This is a genomic window from Enterobacter sp. 03-F-07-AD-ECC, from assembly GCF_047530935.1.
Taxonomy (GTDB): domain Bacteria; phylum Pseudomonadota; class Gammaproteobacteria; order Enterobacterales; family Enterobacteriaceae; genus Enterobacter; species Enterobacter cloacae.
The window spans coordinates 292,372-311,925 of record NZ_JBLKBZ010000003.1 but is presented as its reverse complement, the minus strand read 5'-3'; the positions used below and the strand labels follow the sequence as shown (position 1 = coordinate 311,925).

General features: G+C 54.5%; 17 protein-coding genes and 1 other RNA gene. 8 read left to right on the top strand and 10 right to left on the bottom strand.

From position 1 onward, the window contains the following. The first annotated feature begins 36 nt into the window (after positions 1-36). On the top strand, positions 37-900 hold the full coding sequence (gene rsmI, locus ACMWKA_RS06620) for a 16S rRNA (cytidine(1402)-2'-O)-methyltransferase (RefSeq protein ID WP_013098896.1): 864 nt from the start codon (positions 37-39) through the stop codon (positions 898-900). Positions 901-953: 53 nt separating this feature from the next. On the opposite strand, the gene ACMWKA_RS06615 is transcribed toward rsmI, so the two are convergent. The 9 genes from ACMWKA_RS06615 to kbaZ all read right to left on the bottom strand — a co-directional run bounded on the left by ACMWKA_RS06615 (position 954) and on the right by kbaZ (position 10,184). Then, positions 954-2,843, bottom strand: coding sequence for an enterotoxin (locus ACMWKA_RS06615; RefSeq protein WP_414760099.1), 1,890 nt, complete (start codon positions 2,841-2,843; stop codon positions 954-956). Between the two features lie 20 nt (positions 2,844-2,863). Beyond that, the gene (kbaY, locus tag ACMWKA_RS06610; RefSeq protein ID WP_013098894.1) at positions 2,864-3,736 is read right to left on the bottom strand and encodes a tagatose-bisphosphate aldolase subunit KbaY; all 873 of its coding nucleotides are present in this window, start codon (positions 3,734-3,736) and stop codon (positions 2,864-2,866) included. 12 nt (positions 3,737-3,748) lie between these two features. Next, complete coding sequence (locus ACMWKA_RS06605; RefSeq protein ID WP_045293584.1) at positions 3,749-4,897, bottom strand: SIS domain-containing protein; 1,149 nt, start codon at positions 4,895-4,897, stop codon at positions 3,749-3,751. A 247-nt stretch (positions 4,898-5,144) separates the two neighbouring features. Continuing rightward, positions 5,145-6,278 carry an N-acetylglucosamine-6-phosphate deacetylase gene (gene nagA, locus ACMWKA_RS06600; protein WP_414760086.1) on the bottom strand — a complete coding sequence of 378 codons (1,134 nt, stop codon included), beginning with the start codon at positions 6,276-6,278 and terminating at the stop codon, positions 5,145-5,147. Beyond that, complete coding sequence (agaF, locus tag ACMWKA_RS06595) at positions 6,275-6,709, bottom strand: PTS galactosamine/N-acetylgalactosamine transporter subunit IIA (RefSeq protein ID WP_095908328.1); 435 nt, start codon at positions 6,707-6,709, stop codon at positions 6,275-6,277. Before agaF ends, nagA begins: the two co-directional genes overlap by 4 nt. Positions 6,710-6,725: 16 nt before the next feature. Then, positions 6,726-7,604 carry a PTS N-acetylgalactosamine transporter subunit IID gene (agaE, locus tag ACMWKA_RS06590; RefSeq protein ID WP_013098890.1) on the bottom strand — a complete coding sequence of 293 codons (879 nt, stop codon included), beginning with the start codon at positions 7,602-7,604 and terminating at the stop codon, positions 6,726-6,728. Next, entirely contained in the window at positions 7,594-8,373 is a 780-nt protein-coding gene (gene agaW, locus ACMWKA_RS06585) for a PTS N-acetylgalactosamine transporter subunit IIC (protein WP_013098889.1), read from the bottom strand. Before agaW ends, agaE begins: the two co-directional genes overlap by 11 nt. Positions 8,374-8,383: 10 nt before the next feature. Next, entirely contained in the window at positions 8,384-8,857 is a 474-nt protein-coding gene (gene agaV, locus ACMWKA_RS06580) for a PTS N-acetylgalactosamine transporter subunit IIB (protein ID WP_013098888.1), read from the bottom strand. 19 nt (positions 8,858-8,876) lie between these two features. Continuing rightward, entirely contained in the window at positions 8,877-10,184 is a 1,308-nt protein-coding gene (kbaZ, locus tag ACMWKA_RS06575) for a tagatose-bisphosphate aldolase subunit KbaZ (RefSeq protein ID WP_149896664.1), read from the bottom strand. A 239-nt stretch (positions 10,185-10,423) separates the two neighbouring features. Between kbaZ and ACMWKA_RS06570 the strand changes: the two genes are divergently transcribed. Beyond that, positions 10,424-11,233: a DeoR family transcriptional regulator gene (locus ACMWKA_RS06570; protein WP_013098886.1), complete on the top strand. Its 810-nt coding sequence runs from the start codon at positions 10,424-10,426 to the stop codon at positions 11,231-11,233. A gap of 94 nt (positions 11,234-11,327) precedes the next feature. Here the strand turns inward: ACMWKA_RS06570 and garD are convergent, their stop codons facing one another. Next, the gene (gene garD / locus ACMWKA_RS06565) at positions 11,328-12,899 is read right to left on the bottom strand and encodes a galactarate dehydratase (protein WP_048972747.1); all 1,572 of its coding nucleotides are present in this window, start codon (positions 12,897-12,899) and stop codon (positions 11,328-11,330) included. Between the two features lie 352 nt (positions 12,900-13,251). Between garD and garL the strand changes: the two genes are divergently transcribed. The 6 genes from garL (at position 13,252) to tdcC (ending at position 19,530) form a co-directional block, all read left to right on the top strand. Continuing rightward, entirely contained in the window at positions 13,252-14,022 is a 771-nt protein-coding gene (garL, locus tag ACMWKA_RS06560) for a 2-dehydro-3-deoxyglucarate aldolase (RefSeq protein ID WP_013098883.1), read from the top strand. A 22-nt stretch (positions 14,023-14,044) separates the two neighbouring features. Further along, complete coding sequence (garR, locus tag ACMWKA_RS06555; RefSeq protein ID WP_063427179.1) at positions 14,045-14,935, top strand: 2-hydroxy-3-oxopropionate reductase; 891 nt, start codon at positions 14,045-14,047, stop codon at positions 14,933-14,935. A gap of 59 nt (positions 14,936-14,994) precedes the next feature. Next, an RNA gene (rnpB, locus tag ACMWKA_RS06550) (RNase P RNA component class A) lies at positions 14,995-15,373 on the top strand. A gap of 786 nt (positions 15,374-16,159) precedes the next feature. Further along, positions 16,160-17,080, top strand: a complete 921-nt coding sequence (gene tdcA, locus ACMWKA_RS06545) for a transcriptional regulator TdcA (protein ID WP_038420683.1) — start codon at positions 16,160-16,162, stop codon at positions 17,078-17,080. Between the two features lie 119 nt (positions 17,081-17,199). After that, positions 17,200-18,189 carry a bifunctional threonine ammonia-lyase/L-serine ammonia-lyase TdcB gene (gene tdcB / locus ACMWKA_RS06540; RefSeq protein WP_038983796.1) on the top strand — a complete coding sequence of 330 codons (990 nt, stop codon included), beginning with the start codon at positions 17,200-17,202 and terminating at the stop codon, positions 18,187-18,189. 9 nt (positions 18,190-18,198) lie between these two features. Further along, on the top strand, positions 18,199-19,530 hold the full coding sequence (gene tdcC, locus ACMWKA_RS06535; protein ID WP_414760085.1) for a threonine/serine transporter TdcC: 1,332 nt from the start codon (positions 18,199-18,201) through the stop codon (positions 19,528-19,530). The last annotated feature ends 24 nt before the right edge of the window (positions 19,531-19,554 follow it).

Sequence of the window (19,554 nt, the reverse complement as noted above, 5' to 3'; positions counted from 1 at the left end):
AATGCTCAATATTAAATCGGCAATACGGACGAAACAATGAAACAACACGAAACGGCAGAGAATTCTCAAGGCCAGCTTTATATTGTACCTACTCCTATCGGGAATTTGTCTGATATTACCCAACGTGCGCTGACCGTATTGCAAGCTGTTGATTTAATTGCTGCTGAAGATACCCGGCATACGGGTTTATTGCTGCAACACTTTGCGATTAACGCTCGTCTCTTCGCCCTGCACGATCATAATGAGCAGCAAAAAGCAGAAACGCTGGTGGCGAAGCTCAAAGAGGGGCAGAACATTGCGCTGGTCTCTGACGCCGGTACGCCGCTGATTAACGATCCGGGCTACCATCTGGTGCGTACCTGCCGTGAAGCCGGGATCCGGGTGGTCCCTCTGCCAGGACCGTGTGCTGCGATTGCTGCGTTGAGCGCAGCGGGCCTGCCGTCCGATCGTTTCTGCTATGAAGGTTTCCTGCCCGCCAAATCCAAAGGCCGCCGTGACGTGTTAAAAGAGTTGGAAGCTGAACCGCGTACGCTGATTTTCTACGAATCCACGCATCGCCTGCTGGAAAGCCTGGAAGATATGGTGACCGTCTGGGGAGAGAGCCGCTACGTGGTGCTGGCGCGCGAGCTGACCAAAACCTGGGAAACCATTCACGGCGCGCCGGTCGGCGAACTGCTGGCGTGGGTAAAAGAGGACGAAAACCGTCGCAAGGGTGAGATGGTGCTGATTGTCGAAGGGCATAAAGCGGAGGAGGACGCACTGCCTGCCGATGCGCTGCGTACTCTGGCACTGCTACAGGCTGAATTGCCGCTTAAGAAAGCGGCAGCACTGGCGGCAGAAATCCACGGCGTGAAGAAGAATGCGCTCTATAAATATGCGCTGGAGCAGCAGGGGGAGTAAGCCCCTGCGTGCTTATTTTGCCGGGTGACGGCTGCGCCTTACCCGGCCTACGATTAGTGAACAGGCATCGCCTCAAACACCAGCGTTTCCAGCGGTTTGAGGGTAATCACCACCGCGTTTTTATACTCTGCCGGTATCGTGGCGTTACTGCCATAGACCGCTTTCAGGCTAAACGGCGTCGCGTCTCCGGTCGGGATTTCGAAATCTTTCGTCAAATCCAGATAATAGCTTTGCGGTTTATCCGACGGGTTTCGTAATCCAAAAATGGCTTTGTCTTTATTCCACGACGCCCAGCCGTAGATCTCAAGCGCCGTTGGGTCTCCGCCAATCCAGTGGGTATCCACCAGCACACTGGCGTTATCCCGGGACCATTTGGCAGCCTGCGCCAGGGTATCCCACTTCGCCTTGTTGAGCATTGAAGGGGTGATATACAGCTCCTGCAACTGGGTGCCGGTGGCGAAGTAGCTCCAGACCTGGTCAGCAAAATCGCTGTCCGTTTGCACCTTCTCCAGACCGTAATACGCATTCTCCGCGCTGACGATCCCGTGATACATCAGGGAGTTCAGCGGGAATAGCGGACCTTTACGCACAATAGAGCGATACGTCTCCGCATCGCGATAGGTCATCCACTGCTGCACCGGTGTGCCGGGGCCGTACAGGTTGATGTCGTCTCCCTGACGCCAGATGGAATCGGCGTAGAACAGCCAGGATGGGCTGGCATTGGTACCGGTCGTCAGGTTAATAAACAGATTCGGATTGGCGCTGCGCATGTTATGCAGCAGTGCAATAGAGGCGTCAAAATCCGAGGCGAACGGGCTGCCCTTAATATGCGAATTGGCATTGCCCATCCCGTCGAGCTTGAACGAGGTAATGTGCTCGTTTTTGATAAGCTTAACGATCTGCTCACTAAAATTTTTAAAATAATTCGGGCCTGACAGCGCCAGCTTCCCGTCTACCGTTTCGAAACCGTACTCTTTTGCATGCGAGACGCGCGTATCGCGCGGTTTGTTATATCCGCCCCATGGCGAGAGCCACAGGCCAACAGAGCTGTGCAGGCTGTCTGCTTTCTCCCGTACCTTGCCAAAACCTTTGCTGAAAGCCGGGCCGAACAGCCAGCGCCCGGTCAGGTCATCCCAGCCATCGTCAAGCAGGAAAGCATCCAGCGCGACACCCCGCCCGGCAATAAACTCCTTGTTCCATTCGTCCATCCGCCCCAGCACATCCTGCTCGGAGTACGGTGTAAAGAAGCCGATGTCCATCCAGCTGTTGTAGTGTAAGTAAGGCTTATACGGACGCGGACGCACGGCATCGATAAACTGGTTTACGCTACGGCGCAGTTGGCTGGTCTCCGGGAAGGTACCGAAGTAGGTGGTGTAGCTGACCGGTGTTGCCGGCTGAATGGGGGTTTTCAGCTCCACATTGAGGTTGGTCGTCGCTTCATAGGCGTACGTGTTAACGATGGGTTTATCCGGCAGGATAAAGAACGAGTCTGCGATAATCGGCGAGCTGTTAATTGCCCCATCTACGTAAGGTGCCTGAGCCTGCTTTTTGGTCGGGAAGAAGGTGATTTTCGCCACATCCCGTGGCTGCCCGACGGCGGCGATGGTGTAGTCGATGCTGGCGTATTTGCCCTTCACCAGGTTCAGCTTCACCGTCACGTTATAGTCAGGATGGGTGAAGTCGACGACAATTCCACTGTCCTGTTTTTCGACATGTTTGACCTTAAAATCCGCCGTGTGAATTTTAGTCTCGTCCGGCAGCGTCAGAAAGAACAGCTCCTGCGGCGTCAGCGGATGATTAGCCCTGGTGTCCTTCACCACGACCGTCGAGTTCGCGTCATCAAATGACAGGGCAATGTTGTCGTTATTAAGGGTGTAATTCGCTGCTATCGCGCCATGGGAAACACACAGGGCAAGCATGGATAGGGTGAGGATTTTTTTCATCAGGGTAAGATCCTTTTTCATCAGGCTTCTGCCGGAAGCAGCAAGCGGTTTGCCGAGCCACACACGGTAATTTTGCTCCTGACCACCTCTTTCATGGCATCCATTCCGACCCGCATATAAAAACGCGGATCGTTACCCTGCGGGTTTTCAGCAAACCAGGCTTTCACTGCGTCAGAGAAGGCGATTTTCAGCTCGGTCGCCACGTTGACTTTGCACACACCCAGCGCGATGGTGCGACGTACATCCTCATCCGGCACATCGCTCGCGCCATGCAGCACCAGCGGCACGGTGACCACTTCGCGGATCTCGGCCAGGCGCTGAAAGTCAATTTTAGGGCGTTTGGTATACAGGCCATGTGCGGTGCCGATGGCGACGGCGAGGCTATCGACGCCGGTCAGTTCGACAAAGCGTTTCGCTTCCTGCGGGTCGGTGAGAAATGCACTCTCCGCGTCGACGCTCATGTCATCTTCCACGCCGCCCAGACGGCCCAGCTCAGCCTCGACGCTACAGTCGTTGAGGTGGCAGAAATCGACTACCGATTTCACCAGCTTCACGTTTTGTTCAAACGGATAGTGGCTGCCGTCGATCATCGCGCTACGCACGCCAGCGTTAACCTTGCGACGAATATCGTCGAGGGATTCGTGATGATCGAGATGCAGCGCCAGCGGCATGTCGTAAGTTAATGAATATGCGCTGCACAGGGCGTAGATCTCTTCCAGGGCAATATGTTTGAACGTGCCCGGCGTGCCTGCGAGGATCACTGGCGATCGCATCTCGCTACACACTTCGAGGATCGCCTGGATCGTCTCTGCGTTGTGGATGTTAAACGCCGGCACGGCGTAGCCTTTTGCCTGTGCGTCCTGCAGAAGATATTTCGTTGAGATAATGCTCATGATGCGATCCTCTTAAGCCTGCCACGGGTGAATAACAACGCCCTGTACCACGCGGTTGACCGTGCCGCTGGCGGATGGCGTATCGGGTGTATTGCCCACGCTGAGGGACTGGGACAGCGCAAAGACCTGGGCGTACATCAGGAAGCAGAACGCCTGTTCCATATCAATAAACGGGCGTGAAGGCGGCAGCAGGATGTGCGGGCCCGCTTCAATCACCGGATCGTTTTCAGCGGCGATGGCGACAACGCGCAGGGCCTGGCGATCGCGACGCAATTCGGCCAGAAGATCCAGATCGTACTGACGCGTATACGGATGGCTGGAGATAAACACCACCACCAGCGTTTCGTTATCTACCAGCGACTTAGGCCCGTGACGGAACCCCGTTGGGGAATCGTAGAATGCCGCCAGCTTGCCCGCGGTCAGTTCCAGTACCTTCAGCGCCGATTCGCGCGCCGCCCCCTGCAGGCCACCGCTTCCCAGGTAGACGATCCGTTTCCAGGGCTCGTTACCAAATACGCCATGGCGGAAATCACCAAGTGAGGTGAGGATCGCCTGACAGCGATCGGCCACGTCGCGGAAGGTGTTGCTGTTGATCGTCTCTGGCGCGAATACGGCCAGGCAGCTTGCCATCATGGTGGTGATACTGCTGGTCATCGCGAAACCGCGATCGTGCGTTTCGGCAGGCATCAGCAGGGCACAGGCGTTATCACTGTCGATAGCGCTCTGATACAGGTTTCCCGCCTCGTTACAGGTGATCGACAGGTGGTAGCACTCCGGCACGAACTGATTGGCCAGCTCAACGGCGGCGACGCTCTCAGGGCTGTTACCGGAACGGGCAAATGAGATCAGCAGCAGCGGATGTGCAGGGCTGAAGTAATCCATCGGGTTTGTGACCAGATCGGTTGTCGGAACGGCGCAGATGTTTTTCCCGGTGTGGCTCGCAAGCCATGGCGCAATGATATCGCCTATAAACGCGGACGTGCCCGCGCCGGTCAGTACGATCCGCAGATCGTGCTTACGCAGCAGTGGCGTCAGGAAACTGTCAATCGAGGAGCGCAAATTATCGATGTTGTGGAGCGAGCGGATCCAGCTGGCAGGCTGCTGGCGGATCTCTTCTTCGGTCCAGGTGCCGGTGGTGGCGGTGGGAGTGATCTGTGGCATAACTCAGTCCTTAGTCGTGTGAATTCCACATCAGACGCTGGCAAATGTGTCGCTATCTTTCGTTTCGTTTCACTTTTTTCACTTAAGCAGTTAAATAAAATCTATAGAAAAGAAATCGAAAGTTCAATGAAAAAAAAGAAATAAAACGAAAAGTGTAATCGCGAAAGGAAAGGATAATATTAAGGAAAGGAAAAGAAAGGCCTTACGGTTTGGCGCCGTAAAGCCAAAAGGAGACACAATAAAAGGGCTAAAGGGGGAGAGCCTGGCCCTGAATCCAGATCTGCTGAAGGTGTAAACCGTCATCCAGCGCAATAATATTGGCGCGTTTCCCTGGCGCTAAGGAGCCAAGCTGATGATCAATGCCCAGCAGGCGGGCAGGATGCAGCGAAGCCATATGAATAGCCTCTTCTGCTGTCACACCCGCATGTTCCACCATATGCCTGACGGCGGCATCCAGCGACAGCGTGCTTCCCGCCAGCCCGCCAGAGGCGGTTTTCACCACGCCGTGGTGCATTGTGACCTCTTCGCCACAGAGCATATACCGCCCGTCCGGCATACCTGCCGCCTGCATGGCATCGGTAATCAGCACCACGCGGTCCTTCGCACAGCAGCTGCATATACGCATGGCGCCCGGATGAACATGATGACCGTCGGCAATAAGCTCCAGCCACGCCCGTTTGTCCGTCAGCCCGGCACCGACCATACCCGGCGCTCTGTGATGCAGCCCCGTCATACCGTTAAAGCAGTGCACCAGCCCGTCTGCACCGGCGTCAAAGGCGGCGAGGGTTTGCTCGTACGTGGCGCCACTGTGGCCCAGCATCACACGGATACCCCGCTGCTTCAGGTGGCGAATGGCCTGTAGCGCGCCGGGCTTTTCCGGTGCCAGTGCCACCACCTTCAGCGTGTTGTGCGATACCGCAATCAACGCGTCCAGCTCGGCGATATCCAGTTCACGAAACAGTGCAGGCGGATGCGCCCCTTTGTTCTGCGGCGTAAAGTACGGGCCCTCCAGATAGCTGCCCAGAATCTGCGCGCCAGGGCCGCCTGACTGACAGCGTCGGGCGATCCGCGTGAGTGCGCCGTGAATCGCCTCCAGCGGCGCGGTGACCGTTGTGGGCAAAAATGCCCCGACGGCTTCACGTGCTTTATGAAGAGCCAAAACGTTCAGCGCATCGGGGGCGTCATCCATCACATCCACACCCATGCCACCATGAACGTGAATATCGATGTACGCCGGACAAAGCTGCCCGGCATCGCGGGCGTTAACCCCCGCCGGGACAGGTTCAATCGCCGTGATAACGCCGTTCTCGATACGAAGCTGGTGGTCATCCAGCCAGCCCTGTTCGGTCAGTACCCGCCGCGCGCGCAGTAGCTGACTCATATCCCTTCCTCAGCGGGCGCTTCCTCGCGACAGCGGCCAAGCTCATCTACCAGGCTCGTCAGACCGCGGTGACCACACTCCAGCGCCTGCAGACGAAACGCTTCGCTGCTCAGACCCTCACGTTCGAGCACCATCTCCAGCAGCAATTGCAGGTTGGTGCCGGTGATCACTTCGCTGCCCGGTCTTTTCATAGCGAGCGTAGAAGCAACGCGAAACGGCGTCCCGCCCAGCAGATCGGTAAGGAACACAATATCGTGCCGGGCATCGAGCTCGCTCACCGCCTGCTCAAGCTGCGCGGTCAGCCGCGCGGTGGTGGAGGTTTCCGGAAAATCGATGGCGATAAACTGCGGCTGCTCGCCGAGGATTTGCTTCATAGCCTGCTCAAGCCCGCTGGCAAATCCACCGTGACCCGTCAAAATAATGCCTAACATCGCAACCTCTTTGTTTTTACAGGAAGTGACAGAATTTACCGACAACACCCAGCACCACGGTGATACCAATCAGCCGCAGCGGGCTCCAGCCACGACGCACTAACCAGAACATGGTCAGGGTGTAGACCAGCGGCAGAAACGCAGGCATTAGCTTATCGATAACGTCAGCCTGCAGTTTAACGACCGCATCCCCGGCTTTGATTTCGAGTGTGGTATTGAGACGAACATAGGTTGCCACCAGTGCACCGATTACCGTCATCCCGACGATGGAAGCCGCATGGCCGACCTTTTTAGTATTGGCTTTGATCAACGGAATGGCTGCGACGCCCATCCGGTAAGCGTAATGCGCCAGGCCAAAACGCAGGCCGAGATGCACCACGTTAAACAGCACGATAAACACCACCGCACCCAGAATCGAACCTTGCAGCGCCAGGCTGGCGCCAATACCGCCGCAGATAGGCAGCAGGGTCAGCCAGAACATGGCGTCACCAATGCCGCCAAGCGGGGCACCGACGGCAATTTTGGTGCTCTGAATACTGTTTACATCCTGTTTGGAGCGTTCCATCGCCAGAATAATGCCAATAACAAAGGTCACCAGGAACGGGTGGGTATTAAAGAACCCCATGTGACCTTTCATGGCGCGTGCCAGATCGCGCTTGTTGGTATGGATCTTTTTCAACGCAGGCAGTAACCCATAAAGCCAGCCGGAGGCCTGCATACGTTCATAGTTGAATGAGGCCTGCAGCAGCATAGAACGCCAGGCGACGCGGTTGATGTCCTTTTTGGTCAGTTCGGCACCGATGCTCTGGTCTTCGTAGACGTTTTCATTGACGCCGGTCAGCAGCGTCTCTTCGCTTTCAGACACGCCCGGTAATGTTGTGTGATTAGATGCCATCTTCGAATTCCTCTTTCTGGGCTGCAGGCGCCACCGGTTCAGGTGATTTACGCATCAGGTCTATCAAAGCCATGGCCAGCGCGGCAGCGGCAATCGCCAGAACCGGAAGCTTGAGCCAGGCCGCAGCGACAAAACCGATAATGAAGTAGGGGATGTAGACGTTTTTCATCATGATTTTGAGCAGCACGGCAAAGCCAATGGCAGGCATGATGCCGCCCGCGACGCCAAGGCCATCAATCAGGCGCTCCGGCAGCACATCAATGGCGGTTTTCGCGTGCTCCGCACCAAAGTAAATGGGCAGAAATGCGCACAAGAAATAGAAGAGGCCAAGTGCCAGCAGAGCCAGATAGTTAACCCGTTCAATGCCGTTGGTATCTGCATTAGCCGCCATGCGATCGCAGCGGGACATCACGCCGGACATTACCGAGAAGAGGAAAGTAATTCCCATCTGTACCGCGACGGCAAACGGCACGGCGACCCCGACGGCGACATCCGGTTTCACGCCTGTGGTGATGGCAAACGTGGTCCCGACGATGGTGCCGATAATGACGTTTGGCGGCTGTGCGCCCGCGAGCGGTGCCAGACCCATCCAGACCAGCTCTAACGTCCCGCCGGTTAAAATCCCGGTGTGCAGATCGCCAAGGATCAGGCCAACCAGCGGCCCGAGTACGACCGGACGGTGCATGTGTGTTAAGCCATTAAACATATCCAGACCCGCGATAAAGGCGAGAAGCCCCAGCGCGAAAGCCTGCAACAGACTGATTTCCATTGTGAATCCCTCAAAGCAGTTTAAAGAGATCCAAAGCAGTCTCTGTTGGAACGCCCTGAACGAAGCATTCCACCCCGGCCGCTTTCAGGCCGTTGAAGGCGGCTATGTCGTCCGCGTCTACAGATACCGTTTTGGCAATTTGTTGTTTGCCACTGGCGTAGTGCATGTTTCCTACGTTGATACGGGTGATGGGCACGCCCCCCTCAACCAGCTTCAGAAAATCAGCGGGAGATTTACAGACCAGCAGAATTTTCTGGCGATCAGCGGCGCGATGAATGTTGTCGATCACTTTTTGCAATGACCAGAAACGCACGGCGATCCCCTCCGCGAGCACCATTTCCATCAGGTTCTGTTGAACCGGATCCTCTGCCACCTCGTCATTCGCGACCAGTACCAGGTTCGCCCCCGCGAACCCCACCCATTGCACGCCCACCTGACCGTGGATCAGACGTTCATCAATTCGGCATAAGACAATGTTTGGCATAGCTTTTTCCTCTTTTTAATTATGCATGCTGAGTCGTTACGCCTTCGCAGGCGGCGTGGTACTGCTGAAGTATGTCCTGAATGTGGTTGATGATGAGTTCTCGCGGCGTTGACTTGAGAGCCCCCTCGCGAACTTTGCTGTACTGCAACGGCAAATACTGGCTAATCAGCGGCAACGGTAGCGGTTCGTCCGCCAGGTTACGCACCAAACGTTCAAAGGCATCGTCAATCTGGCTGTCCGGCCAGTAGTAGCGTACGCGGTCAGAGTAGCTGTAGCCACGCGCCAGGCGGCGTGCGTTGCTGTCGCCATGGTAGTGGCTTTGCCAGTATTCCGGCCGATCGAGCATCACGTTTTCCAGCACGTGACGCAGGCCCGAGCTGGCTTTCGCTGGCAGCAGCTCTTCTTCTATGGCAGCCAGCGCAAAGAGTGCCTCACGCAGAGCGAAGGTAAGGGCCGGGCCGACTTTTAAAATGGCGAAGTGATCCTTTACCAGCTGGCGAAGCGCCTGTGGCGTCTGGTAGTCGGTAGAGTGCGCTTCAAAAACCAGCGTATCGTAGGCTTCAACCATGGTGCTCAGGGCATGGGCTTTTTGCGGCTGGTAGTCACAGACGTGCGCATGGTCGAACTCCACGCCAGGCTGAACCACCAGGCCAATAATGCGTGGCCAGATGTCACCTAACCCTTCCTTTTCGAACGCATGACGATGCGCCTCAAGCGTCGCGCGAGCCGCGTCCGGCGTGGTGACTTCAAGCTCGGTAAGCGTTTCGTGTGCGCCACCCGGCACAGGGACTTCAGTGCCAATAACATAGACCAGATCGGATTCACCAGACTGTTCACGGCAGGTCTGTTCGGCGACTTTCGCCAGACGTGCCGCGCGTTCGGCGACGATCGCGTCGGTCAAAGGAACCGGATCATCCTCGCAGGACATACTGCAGTCGAGGTGGATCTTTTTGAACCCCGCTGCGACATAGCTTTTGATAAGATCGTCAGCATTGGCCATCGCTTGCTGCGCGGGCAGGTGTTGCCAGCGGTTTGGCCCTAAGTGGTCGCCGCCGAGGATCAGCTGTGACGCGGGGAAGCCAAGAGAGTCCGCCAGTTTGCGGACGAACCCGTAAAAGTCGGCGGGCGTCATGCCGGTGTAACCGCCAAACTGATCGACCTGGTTTGAGGTTGCTTCAATCAGCAGCGGCGTTTGTTGCGAATGGGCGTAACGAATTGCAGCTTCAAGTACTAATGGATGTGCGGAACAGACGGCATAAATCCCGTTTGTATTCCCCCGTTTATGTTGTTCCACCATATCAGTCAGATGTTTCACTTTCCTCTCCATTTCGGATGGTGATGGCATTCTTCTTTCGTTTTGTTTCATTTGATACTGCATTATGGTGGTATAAAAATAAAACGAAAGATAATAGTTTTCCGATCTGTTTCACAAAAGAAACGCAATGAAAGGTTTCAGCGTCGGGAAGGGGAGGGTAAGAACGGTAGATGGGGCTTGCATTCCCCTAAAAGAAAGGCCTTAATAGGCAAAACGAAATGAAACGAAAGTTTATTTATAAAGGATCGCGTATGAGCAGCACTGATTCCTCCGCGGAAAAGCGCATCACCGGCACCAGTGAAAGGCGAGAGCAGATCATTCAGCGGTTGCGGGCGCAGGGAAGCGTACAGGTTAACGATCTTTCCCATTTATACGGCGTGTCGACGGTCACGATCCGCAACGATCTGGCTTTTCTGGAGAAGCAAGGTATCGCCGTTCGCGCCTATGGCGGCGCGTTGATTTGCGAAGGCAATGTGCCGGGCGTTGAACCCTCCGTTGAAGATAAAAGCTCGCTGAATACTGCCGTGAAGCGCAGCATCGCGAAGGTTGCCGCAGAACTGGTAAAGCCAGGGCATCGCATCATTCTGGATTCGGGTACCACAACGTTTGAAATTGCCCGAATGCTGCGCCAGCACACGGATGTGATTGCCATGACCAATGGCATGAACGTCGCGAACGCTTTGCTGGAAGCGGAAGGAGTGGAACTGCTGATGACAGGCGGGCATCTGCGCCGTCAGTCGCAATCCTTCTATGGCGACCAGGCGGAGCAGTCATTGCAGAATTATCACTTCGATCTTTTGTTCCTGGGCGTTGACGCCATCGATCTTGATCGCGGTGTGAGCACTCACAACGAAGACGAGGCGCGCCTCAACCGCCGGATGTGCGAAGTGGCAGAGCGTATTATTGTCGTGACCGACTCCAGCAAATTTAACCGCTCGAGCCTGCATAAAATCATTGATACACAACGGATTGATATGATTATTGTCGACGAAGGCATTCCGGCGGAGAGCCTGGATGGGTTGCGTAAAAGCGGGATCGATGTGGTGTTGGTGAAAGGGTAGTTTCTCCCCTCACCCTAACCCCCCAAAGGGGAGAGGGGACTGCTCGGTGCGGTTTTTACCCTCTCCACTGTGGAGAGGGCAGGGTGAGGGGCTATCACGTCACCGGTGCCGGGTTAAACACCGCCAGCTGATTGTGCAGCCCCCACTGGTCCGAGAAGGTTTTCTTCCTGCCGCTCGCCACATCCAGAATAAAGTGGAACAGCTTCCAGCCTACCTCTTCTATGCTCTCTTCCCCGGTGGCGATGGTGCCTGCGTTAATGTCCATTAGGTCATACCAGCGGTTAGCCAGCTCAGTGCGGGTCGCCATTTTAATCACAGGCACCGCCATCAGGCCGTACGGCGTACCGCGTCCGGTGGTAAAGACCTGCACCGTAATACCGGAAGCCACCTGCTGGGTGCCGCAAACAAAGTCACTGGCCGGGGTGGCCGCGTAGATCAAACCGCGTTTCGTTGGGCGCTGGCCCGGCGAGAGGACTTCTACAATGGCACTTTGACCGGATTTGGCGATAGAGCCGAGCGCTTTTTCCACCACGTTCGCCAGCCCCCCTTTTTTGTTCCCCGGGGACGGGTTGGCGCTGCGGTCGGTTTTTCCCATATTGAGGTAGTTATCGTACCAGGCCATCTCTTCGAGCAGGCGTTTGCCCACCTCTTCGTTGATGGCGCGTGGCGTGAGTAGATGGATGGCATCTCGCACTTCTGTCACTTCAGAGAACATCACCGTGGCCCCGCAGCGAACAAACAGGTCGGAGGCATAACCCACCGCCGGGTTGGCGGTCACGCCGGAAAACGCATCGCTGCCGCCACATTGTGTACCAATCACCAGCTCGGAAGCCGGGCAGGTCTCACGTTGACGCGTATTGAGTTTAGCCAGATGACGCTCTGCAACCTCAAGGATATCGTCAACCATCGAACGGAAACCAACGTGGTGTTCGTCCTGCAGACGTACAATGCTGGCCTCATCGGCCGGAATGGCTTTTACATCCTCGGTGCCCTGCAGCAGGCGCTCAGGCTGTAGCTTTTCACAACCCAGGCCTATCACCATCACTTCGCCACCAAAGTTCGGGTTCAGGGCGATATTGTGGATAGTTCGGATTGGCACCACGGCCGCAGGGGCATTGATCGCCACGCCGCAGCCGTAAAGGTGATTCAGCCCCACCACGCCATCAACGTTCGGGTACTTTGGCAGCAGATCGCGCTCGATGAGTTTCACCACATAATCCACCACGCCTGCCACACAGTGAACGCTGGTGGTAATACCGAGCAGATTCTTGGTTCCAACGCTGCCGTCTGCGTTGCGATAGCCTTCAAAGGTGTACCCTTCCAGCGGTGGCAGCGGCTCCGGGACGCGGGTTGCCAGCGGCAGGGTGTTCAACGGTGGGGCTTCTGGCAGCTCAACCAGAGACTCATCAATCCAGCTGCCTTGCGGAATGGCACGGACGGCATAGCCAATGACTTCACCATAACGCACGATTTCACCCTGGGCCGGGATATCCACCAGCGCCACTTTATGCCCCTGCGGAATATGTTCAATCAGCTCCAGGCCATCCGGGAAGCGGGTTCCGGCTTTTAAGCCATTGTCGTTCACAATAATTGCCACATTATCCGTGTCGTGAACTTTTATATAGAACGCCGTCGGCAACGCTTGTCGAATTTCAATGTCGGCCATTGTTCAATATTCTCCAGCAAAGAATCTGATAATAAATACAGCCAATTTTCTTATGGCAAAAATAAAAACGCAGCTTGCGAAAATAGAGCATGTCAGGAGACAGAGCGTGAGAATGTGATCGCGATCGCTCCCGAACCAGTAATGGCTGATTCTGTGCATCAGCGCCCAGTGGGTTGTGCATATGCTCAAAATATTATTGAAACAGAGCGTAACACTTGAGCATTAAAACAATGTGCTGCCGGAAAGTGAAGATTATACTGAATGACGATTTTATCACGCCGAAATAGAGAATGTATATAACGCTGGTAATAAATATACTGACCAGGGCTGCGGAATTAAAAAGGTAAATACGATGAATAACGCTATCTTCCCAAATAAATTTAAAGCGGCGCTTGCGGCGCACCAGATTCAAATTGGATGCTGGTCCGCACTGGCAAACCCAATCAGCACCGAAGTGCTGGGTCTGGCGGGGTTCGACTGGCTAGTGCTTGATGGCGAGCATGCGCCGAACGATATCAGCACCTTTATTCCGCAGCTGATGGCGCTCAAAGGCAGCCAGAGCGCGCCGGTGGTCCGCGTCCCCACGAACGAGCCGGTGATCATCAAGCGCCTGCTGGATATCGGCTTCTACAACTTCCTGATCCCTTTTGTCGAAACGCAGGAGGAGGCGGCACAGGCCGTGGCGTCAACACGCTATCCGCCGGAAGGGATCCGCGGCGTCTCCGTTTCGCATCGCGCCAACATGTTTGGCACCGTACCGGACTACTTTGCGCAGTCCAACAGCAACATCACCATTCTGGTACAGATTGAGAGTCAGCAGGGTGTCGATAACGTGGATGCCATCGCCGCCACCGAGGGCGTGGACGGCATTTTCGTCGGCCCAAGCGATCTGGCGGCCGCGTTTGGGCACCTGGGCAATGCGGGTCACCCGGATGTGCAGCGCGCCATTCAGCACATCTTTGCCCGCGCCAAAGCGCACGGCAAACCGTGTGGCATTCTGGCGCCGGTTGAAGCAGACGCACGCCGCTATCTGGAGTGGGGCGCGACCTTCGTTGCCGTCGGCAGCGACCTCGGCGTATTCCGTTCTGCGACGCAGAAATTAGCGGACGCTTTTAAAAAATAACCATCTTTGAGGAAAACAGATTATGACGCTGAAAGTGGGTTTTATTGGCCTGGGCATTATGGGCAAACCAATGAGTAAAAACCTCATTAAAGCAGGATACTCACTGGTGGTTTCAGACCATAATTCGCAGGCTGTAGCCGAAGTGATGGCGGCTGGCGCAGAAACGGCCAGCACAGCCAAAGCCATTGCTGAGCAGTGCGATGTCATTATCACCATGCTGCCAAACTCTCCACATGTAAAAGAGGTCGCGCTGGGTGAGAACGGCATTATCGACGGCGCGAAGCCGGGCCTGGTGTTGATCGACATGAGCTCTATCGCACCGCTGGCCAGCCGGGAAATCAGCGAGGCGCTGAAAGCGAAAGGCGTCGAGATGCTCGATGCCCCGGTGAGCGGCGGTGAACCGAAAGCCATCGACGGTACGTTGTCGGTCATGGTCGGCGGCGATAAGGCGATTTTCGACAAATACTACGATCTGATGAAAGCGATGGCCGGTTCCGTGGTGCACACCGGGGAGATTGGCGCGGGTAACGTAACCAAGCTGGCAAACCAGGTGATTGTGGCGCTGAATATTGCCGCCATGTCGGAGGCGCTCACTCTGGCCACCAAAGCGGGCGTCAACCCGGATCTGGTTTACCAGGCGATCCGCGGTGGGCTGGCGGGTAGCACGGTGCTGGACGCTAAAGCGCCGATGGTGATGGATCGTAACTTCAAACCCGGTTTCCGTATCGACCTGCACATTAAAGATCTGGCTAACGCGCTGGACACTTCTCACGGCGTAGGGGCCCAACTGCCGCTGACCGCCGCCGTCATGGAGATGATGCAGGCGCTACGTGCCGATGGTCTGGGCACCGCTGACCACAGTGCCATTGCGTGCTACTACGAAAAACTGGCGAAGGTGGAAGTCTCCCGCTAATTTCGGCTTCCCTACAACCAAGGGTGACAGCGGCGTGCAAACCCACTATACTGCGCGCCGAAGCTGACCAGACAGTCGCCGCTTCGTCGTCGTCCACCTTCGGGTGGAGACGGGCGGAGGGGAGGAAAGTCCGGGCTCCATAGGGCAGGGTGCCAGGTAACGCCTGGGGGGGAAACCCACGACCAGTGCAACAGAGAGCAAACCGCCGATGGCCCACGCAAGTGGGATCAGGTAAGGGTGAAAGGGTGCGGTAAGAGCGCACCGCGCGGCTGGTAACAGTCCGTGGCACGGTAAACTCCACCCGGAGCAAGGCCAAATAGGGGTTCACATGGTACGGCCCGTACTGAACCCGGGTAGGCTGCTTGAGCCAGTGAGCGATTGCTGGCCTAGATGAATGACTGTCCACGACAGAACCCGGCTTATCGGTCAGCTTCAACTTCTTAGAAAACCCCGCTTCGGCGGGGTTTTTGCTAACTGCGCTAAAAGAGATGAATGACTGTCCACTCCGCTTTCTATGAAAGAACGCGGCTTATCGGTCAGCTTCAACTTCTTAGAAAACCCCGCTTCGGCGGGGTTTTTGCTTAATGAGGTATGTACGCAGCGCCACCCGGCAACCCCCCAAACGACACCAATTCTCATATTTGCGACATTAAGCACATTTCACTGTTTTAACCATACATTTCCGCTCTGCTGTCTAATCCCGATCGTTATCACAAAATTTACCGCTAAAAAATCCTGAATTCTGAGTATGATTAATTTGTTATGAATGTTAACTGGATGATCCCGAATGTTTTCTTATTTGATATGTATATTTTGAAATTAAAAACATTCACCCTAAGAATGTGTGACGTATTCCACTCTTTCCCGAACCTTTGCCAAATTACGCCAGTAAATTTCGAAAAACTGAAAGAATGTTTCACATGAATAATGGTTATTTATTGTTCTTTAATTGCCTGAAAGATAGTCTTTATTGATTTTTTAAACGCAGCGAAATTTATCCGGGTTATCGCCATAAAATAAATTTATTACCGCCATTTTTGTTGATCAATATCAGCGTAATAGCATATTTGGTTGGTTGTATTTTATTGATTTAAAAGGTTTTTAATGGGGTTGTGTAGTTCCTGGCAAGGGTGCGAAAAGGCAAATTGTGAGTAACAGCACATACCCCCTGAAACAATATTGAGTAGAATCCACCCCGTCATAGGGAAATAAGCGCAGAATATTATGAACACTATTATTCTACCGAAAACACAGCACCTCGTGGTATTTCAGGAAGTCATTAAAAGTGGCTCCATAGGTTCTGCAGCAAGACAACTGGGTCTGACGCAACCCGCCGTCAGCAAAATTATCAGTGACATCGAATCTTACTTCGGTGTGGAAGTGATGGTACGTAAAAACACGGGTGTAAAACTGACGGCGGCGGGCCAGGTTCTGCTCTCGTACTCAGAGTCGATCACCCGTGAGATGAAAAACATGGTGAGCGAGATTAACAGCCTCAGTTTCAGCACCGTCATGGACGTCTCGTTTGGTTATCCGTCGCTGATTGGCTTCACGTTCCTCTCTGAAATGATCAAAAAATTCAAGGAAGTGTTCCCGAAAGCGCGGGTCTCCATGTATGAAGCGCAGCTCTCTTCTTTCCTTCCGGCCATTCGTGACGGGCGGCTGGACTTTGCCATTGGCACGCTGAGTGATGAAATGCTGCTGCAGGATCTGCATGTCGAGCCGCTGTTCGAGTCTGAATTTGTGCTGGTGGTCAGCAAATCACGAACGTGCACCGCCCCGACGACACTGGCATCGCTCACCTATGAGCAGTGGGTGATGCCGCAAACCGACATGGGCTACTACAAAGAACTTCTGACCACCCTGCAAGACAACCACATCAGTATTGAAAACATCGTCCAGACCGATTCCGTCGTCACCATTTATAACCTTGTCCTCAATGCCGACTACCTGACGGTGATCCCCCGCGACATGATTGCGCCGTTCGGTTCAGACCAGTTTATTGTGCTGCCAGTGGAAGATGAATTACCGGTGGCACGCTATGCCGCCGTGTGGTCCAAAAATTACAGAATTAAAAAATCAGCGTCAGTGTTAGTTGAGCTGGCGAAACAATATGCGTCACTGACCAGTGAACGACGACGATGAATAATTAATTTCCAAATAAGTACTGCCTATTTTTTGAAAAACACCCCAGAGCTTATTTTAGCTGTGCTCTGATACCCTGACTTTGCCCGAAAAGAATGAATTATTATAACGAGGATATTATGCATATTACCTACGATCTCCCGGTAACCATTGAAGATATTCAGGACGCCAGAAAACGACTGGCAGGAAAGATATATAAAACCGGCATGCCGCGCTCGAATTATCTCAGCGAACGCTGTAAGGGTGAAATCTTTCTGAAGTTTGAAAATATGCAGCGTACCGGCTCCTTCAAAATTCGCGGCGCGTTTAATAAATTAAGCTCGCTGACCGATGCTGAAAGACGTAAAGGGGTTGTGGCCTGCTCTGCGGGAAACCATGCGCAGGGCGTCTCCCTTTCCTGTGCCATGCTCGGCATCGACGGCAAAGTGGTGATGCCGATGGGCGCGCCAAAATCCAAAGTTGCCGCCACGCGTGACTACTCGGCGGAAGTGGTGCTGCACGGCGAGAACTTCAACGACACGATCGCCAAAGTGAGCGAAATCGTTGAGATGGAAGGGCGTATTTTTATCCCGCCTTACGATGACCCGAAAGTGATCGCCGGCCAGGGCACGATCGGCCTCGAAATTCTCGAAGATTTATACGATGTGGATAACGTCATTGTGCCCATCGGCGGTGGCGGGTTAATTGCTGGCATCGCAACGGCAATAAAATCGATTAACCCGACCATTAATATTATCGGCGTACAGTCTGAAAACGTTCACGGCATGGCGGCGTCGTATCAGGCGGGTGAAATTATTAACCATCGGGTTACCGGCACATTAGCAGACGGCTGCGACGTTTCTCGTCCGGGTAAATTAACCTTCGAAATTGTTCGTGAATTAGTCGACGACATTGTGCTGGTCAGCGAGGACGATATTCGCAACAGCATGATTGCGTTAATTCAGCGAAACAAAGTGGTGACCGAAGGGGCGGGGGCACTGGCCTGCGCGGCGTTATTAAGCGGCAAGCTCGACCATTATATTCAGGGGCGCAAAACCGTCTGCATTATTTCCGGCGGCAATATCGATCTCTCTCGTGTTTCCCAAATTACCGGCTTCGTTGACGCATAAGGATGACCTATGAGCAACACTGAAAGCATTATCGTTGGACAGACAAAAACGTCCTCCTGGCGTAAGTCAGACACCACCTGGACGCTGGGATTGTTTGGTACCGCCATTGGCGCAGGCGTGCTGTTCTTCCCTATTCGTGCAGGTTTCGGCGGCTTGATCCCTATCCTGCTGATGCTGCTTCTCGCGTTCCCGATTGCGTTCTACTGCCACCGCGCGCTGGCGCGTCTGTGCCTGTCCGGTAGCAACGTTTCCGGCAATATCACCGAAACGGTGGAGGAGCATTTTGGTAAAACAGGCGGAGTGGTCATCACGTTCCTCTACTTCTTCGCCATTTGCCCGCTACTGTGGATTTACGGCGTCACCATTACCAACACCTTTATGACCTTCTGGGAAAACCAGCTCCAGATGCCGGCGCTAAACCGCGGCGTGGTGGCGCTGTTCCTGCTGCTGCTGATGGCCTTTGTGATCTGGTTCGGTAAAGACCTGATGGTGAAGGTCATGAGCTATCTGGTGTTCCCGTTTATCGCCAGTCTGGTGCTGATTTCCCTGTCGCTGATCCCTTACTGGAACTCGGCGGTGATCGACCAGGTTAACCTGAGCGATATCGCCTTCACCGGACATGACGGCATACTGGTGACGGTGTGGCTGGGGATCTCCATCATGGTCTTCTCCTTTAACTTCTCACCAATTGTCTCCTCGTTTGTGGTCTCCAAGCGCGAAGAGTACGAACCGGAGTTCGGTAAAGACTTCACCGAGCAGAAATGTTCCAGAATCATCGGCCGCGCCAGCCTGCTGATGGTCGCCGTGGTGATGTTCTTCGCCTTTAGCTGCCTGTTTACGCTCTCTCCGCAGAACATGGCTGATGCCAAAGCGCAGAACATTCCGGTGCTCTCTTATCTGGCGAACCATTTTGCGTCGATGTCAGGCACCAAATCGACGTTTGCGACGGTGCTGGAATACGGCGCCTCTATCATCGCGCTGGTCGCAATCTTCAAATCTTTCTTCGGCCACTATCTGGGCACGCTGGAAGGGCTGAACGGCCTGATCCTGAAGTTTGGGTATAAGGGCGATAAGAAGAAGGTCTCGGTGGGCAAACTGAACACCATCAGCATGGTCTTCATCATGGGCTCCACCTGGGTTGTCGCGTATGCCAACCCGAACATTCTGGACCTTATTGAGGCCATGGGAGCACCCATCATCGCTTCTCTGCTGTGTCTGTTGCCGATGTATGCCATCCGCAAAGCCCCGGCAATGGCGAAGTATAAGGGCAGACCTGAGAACATCTTCGTCATCGTTGTCGGCCTGCTGACCATCCTGAATATCGTTTACAAACTGTTCTAAATCAATGCTCAGGAAGAGCGGAGT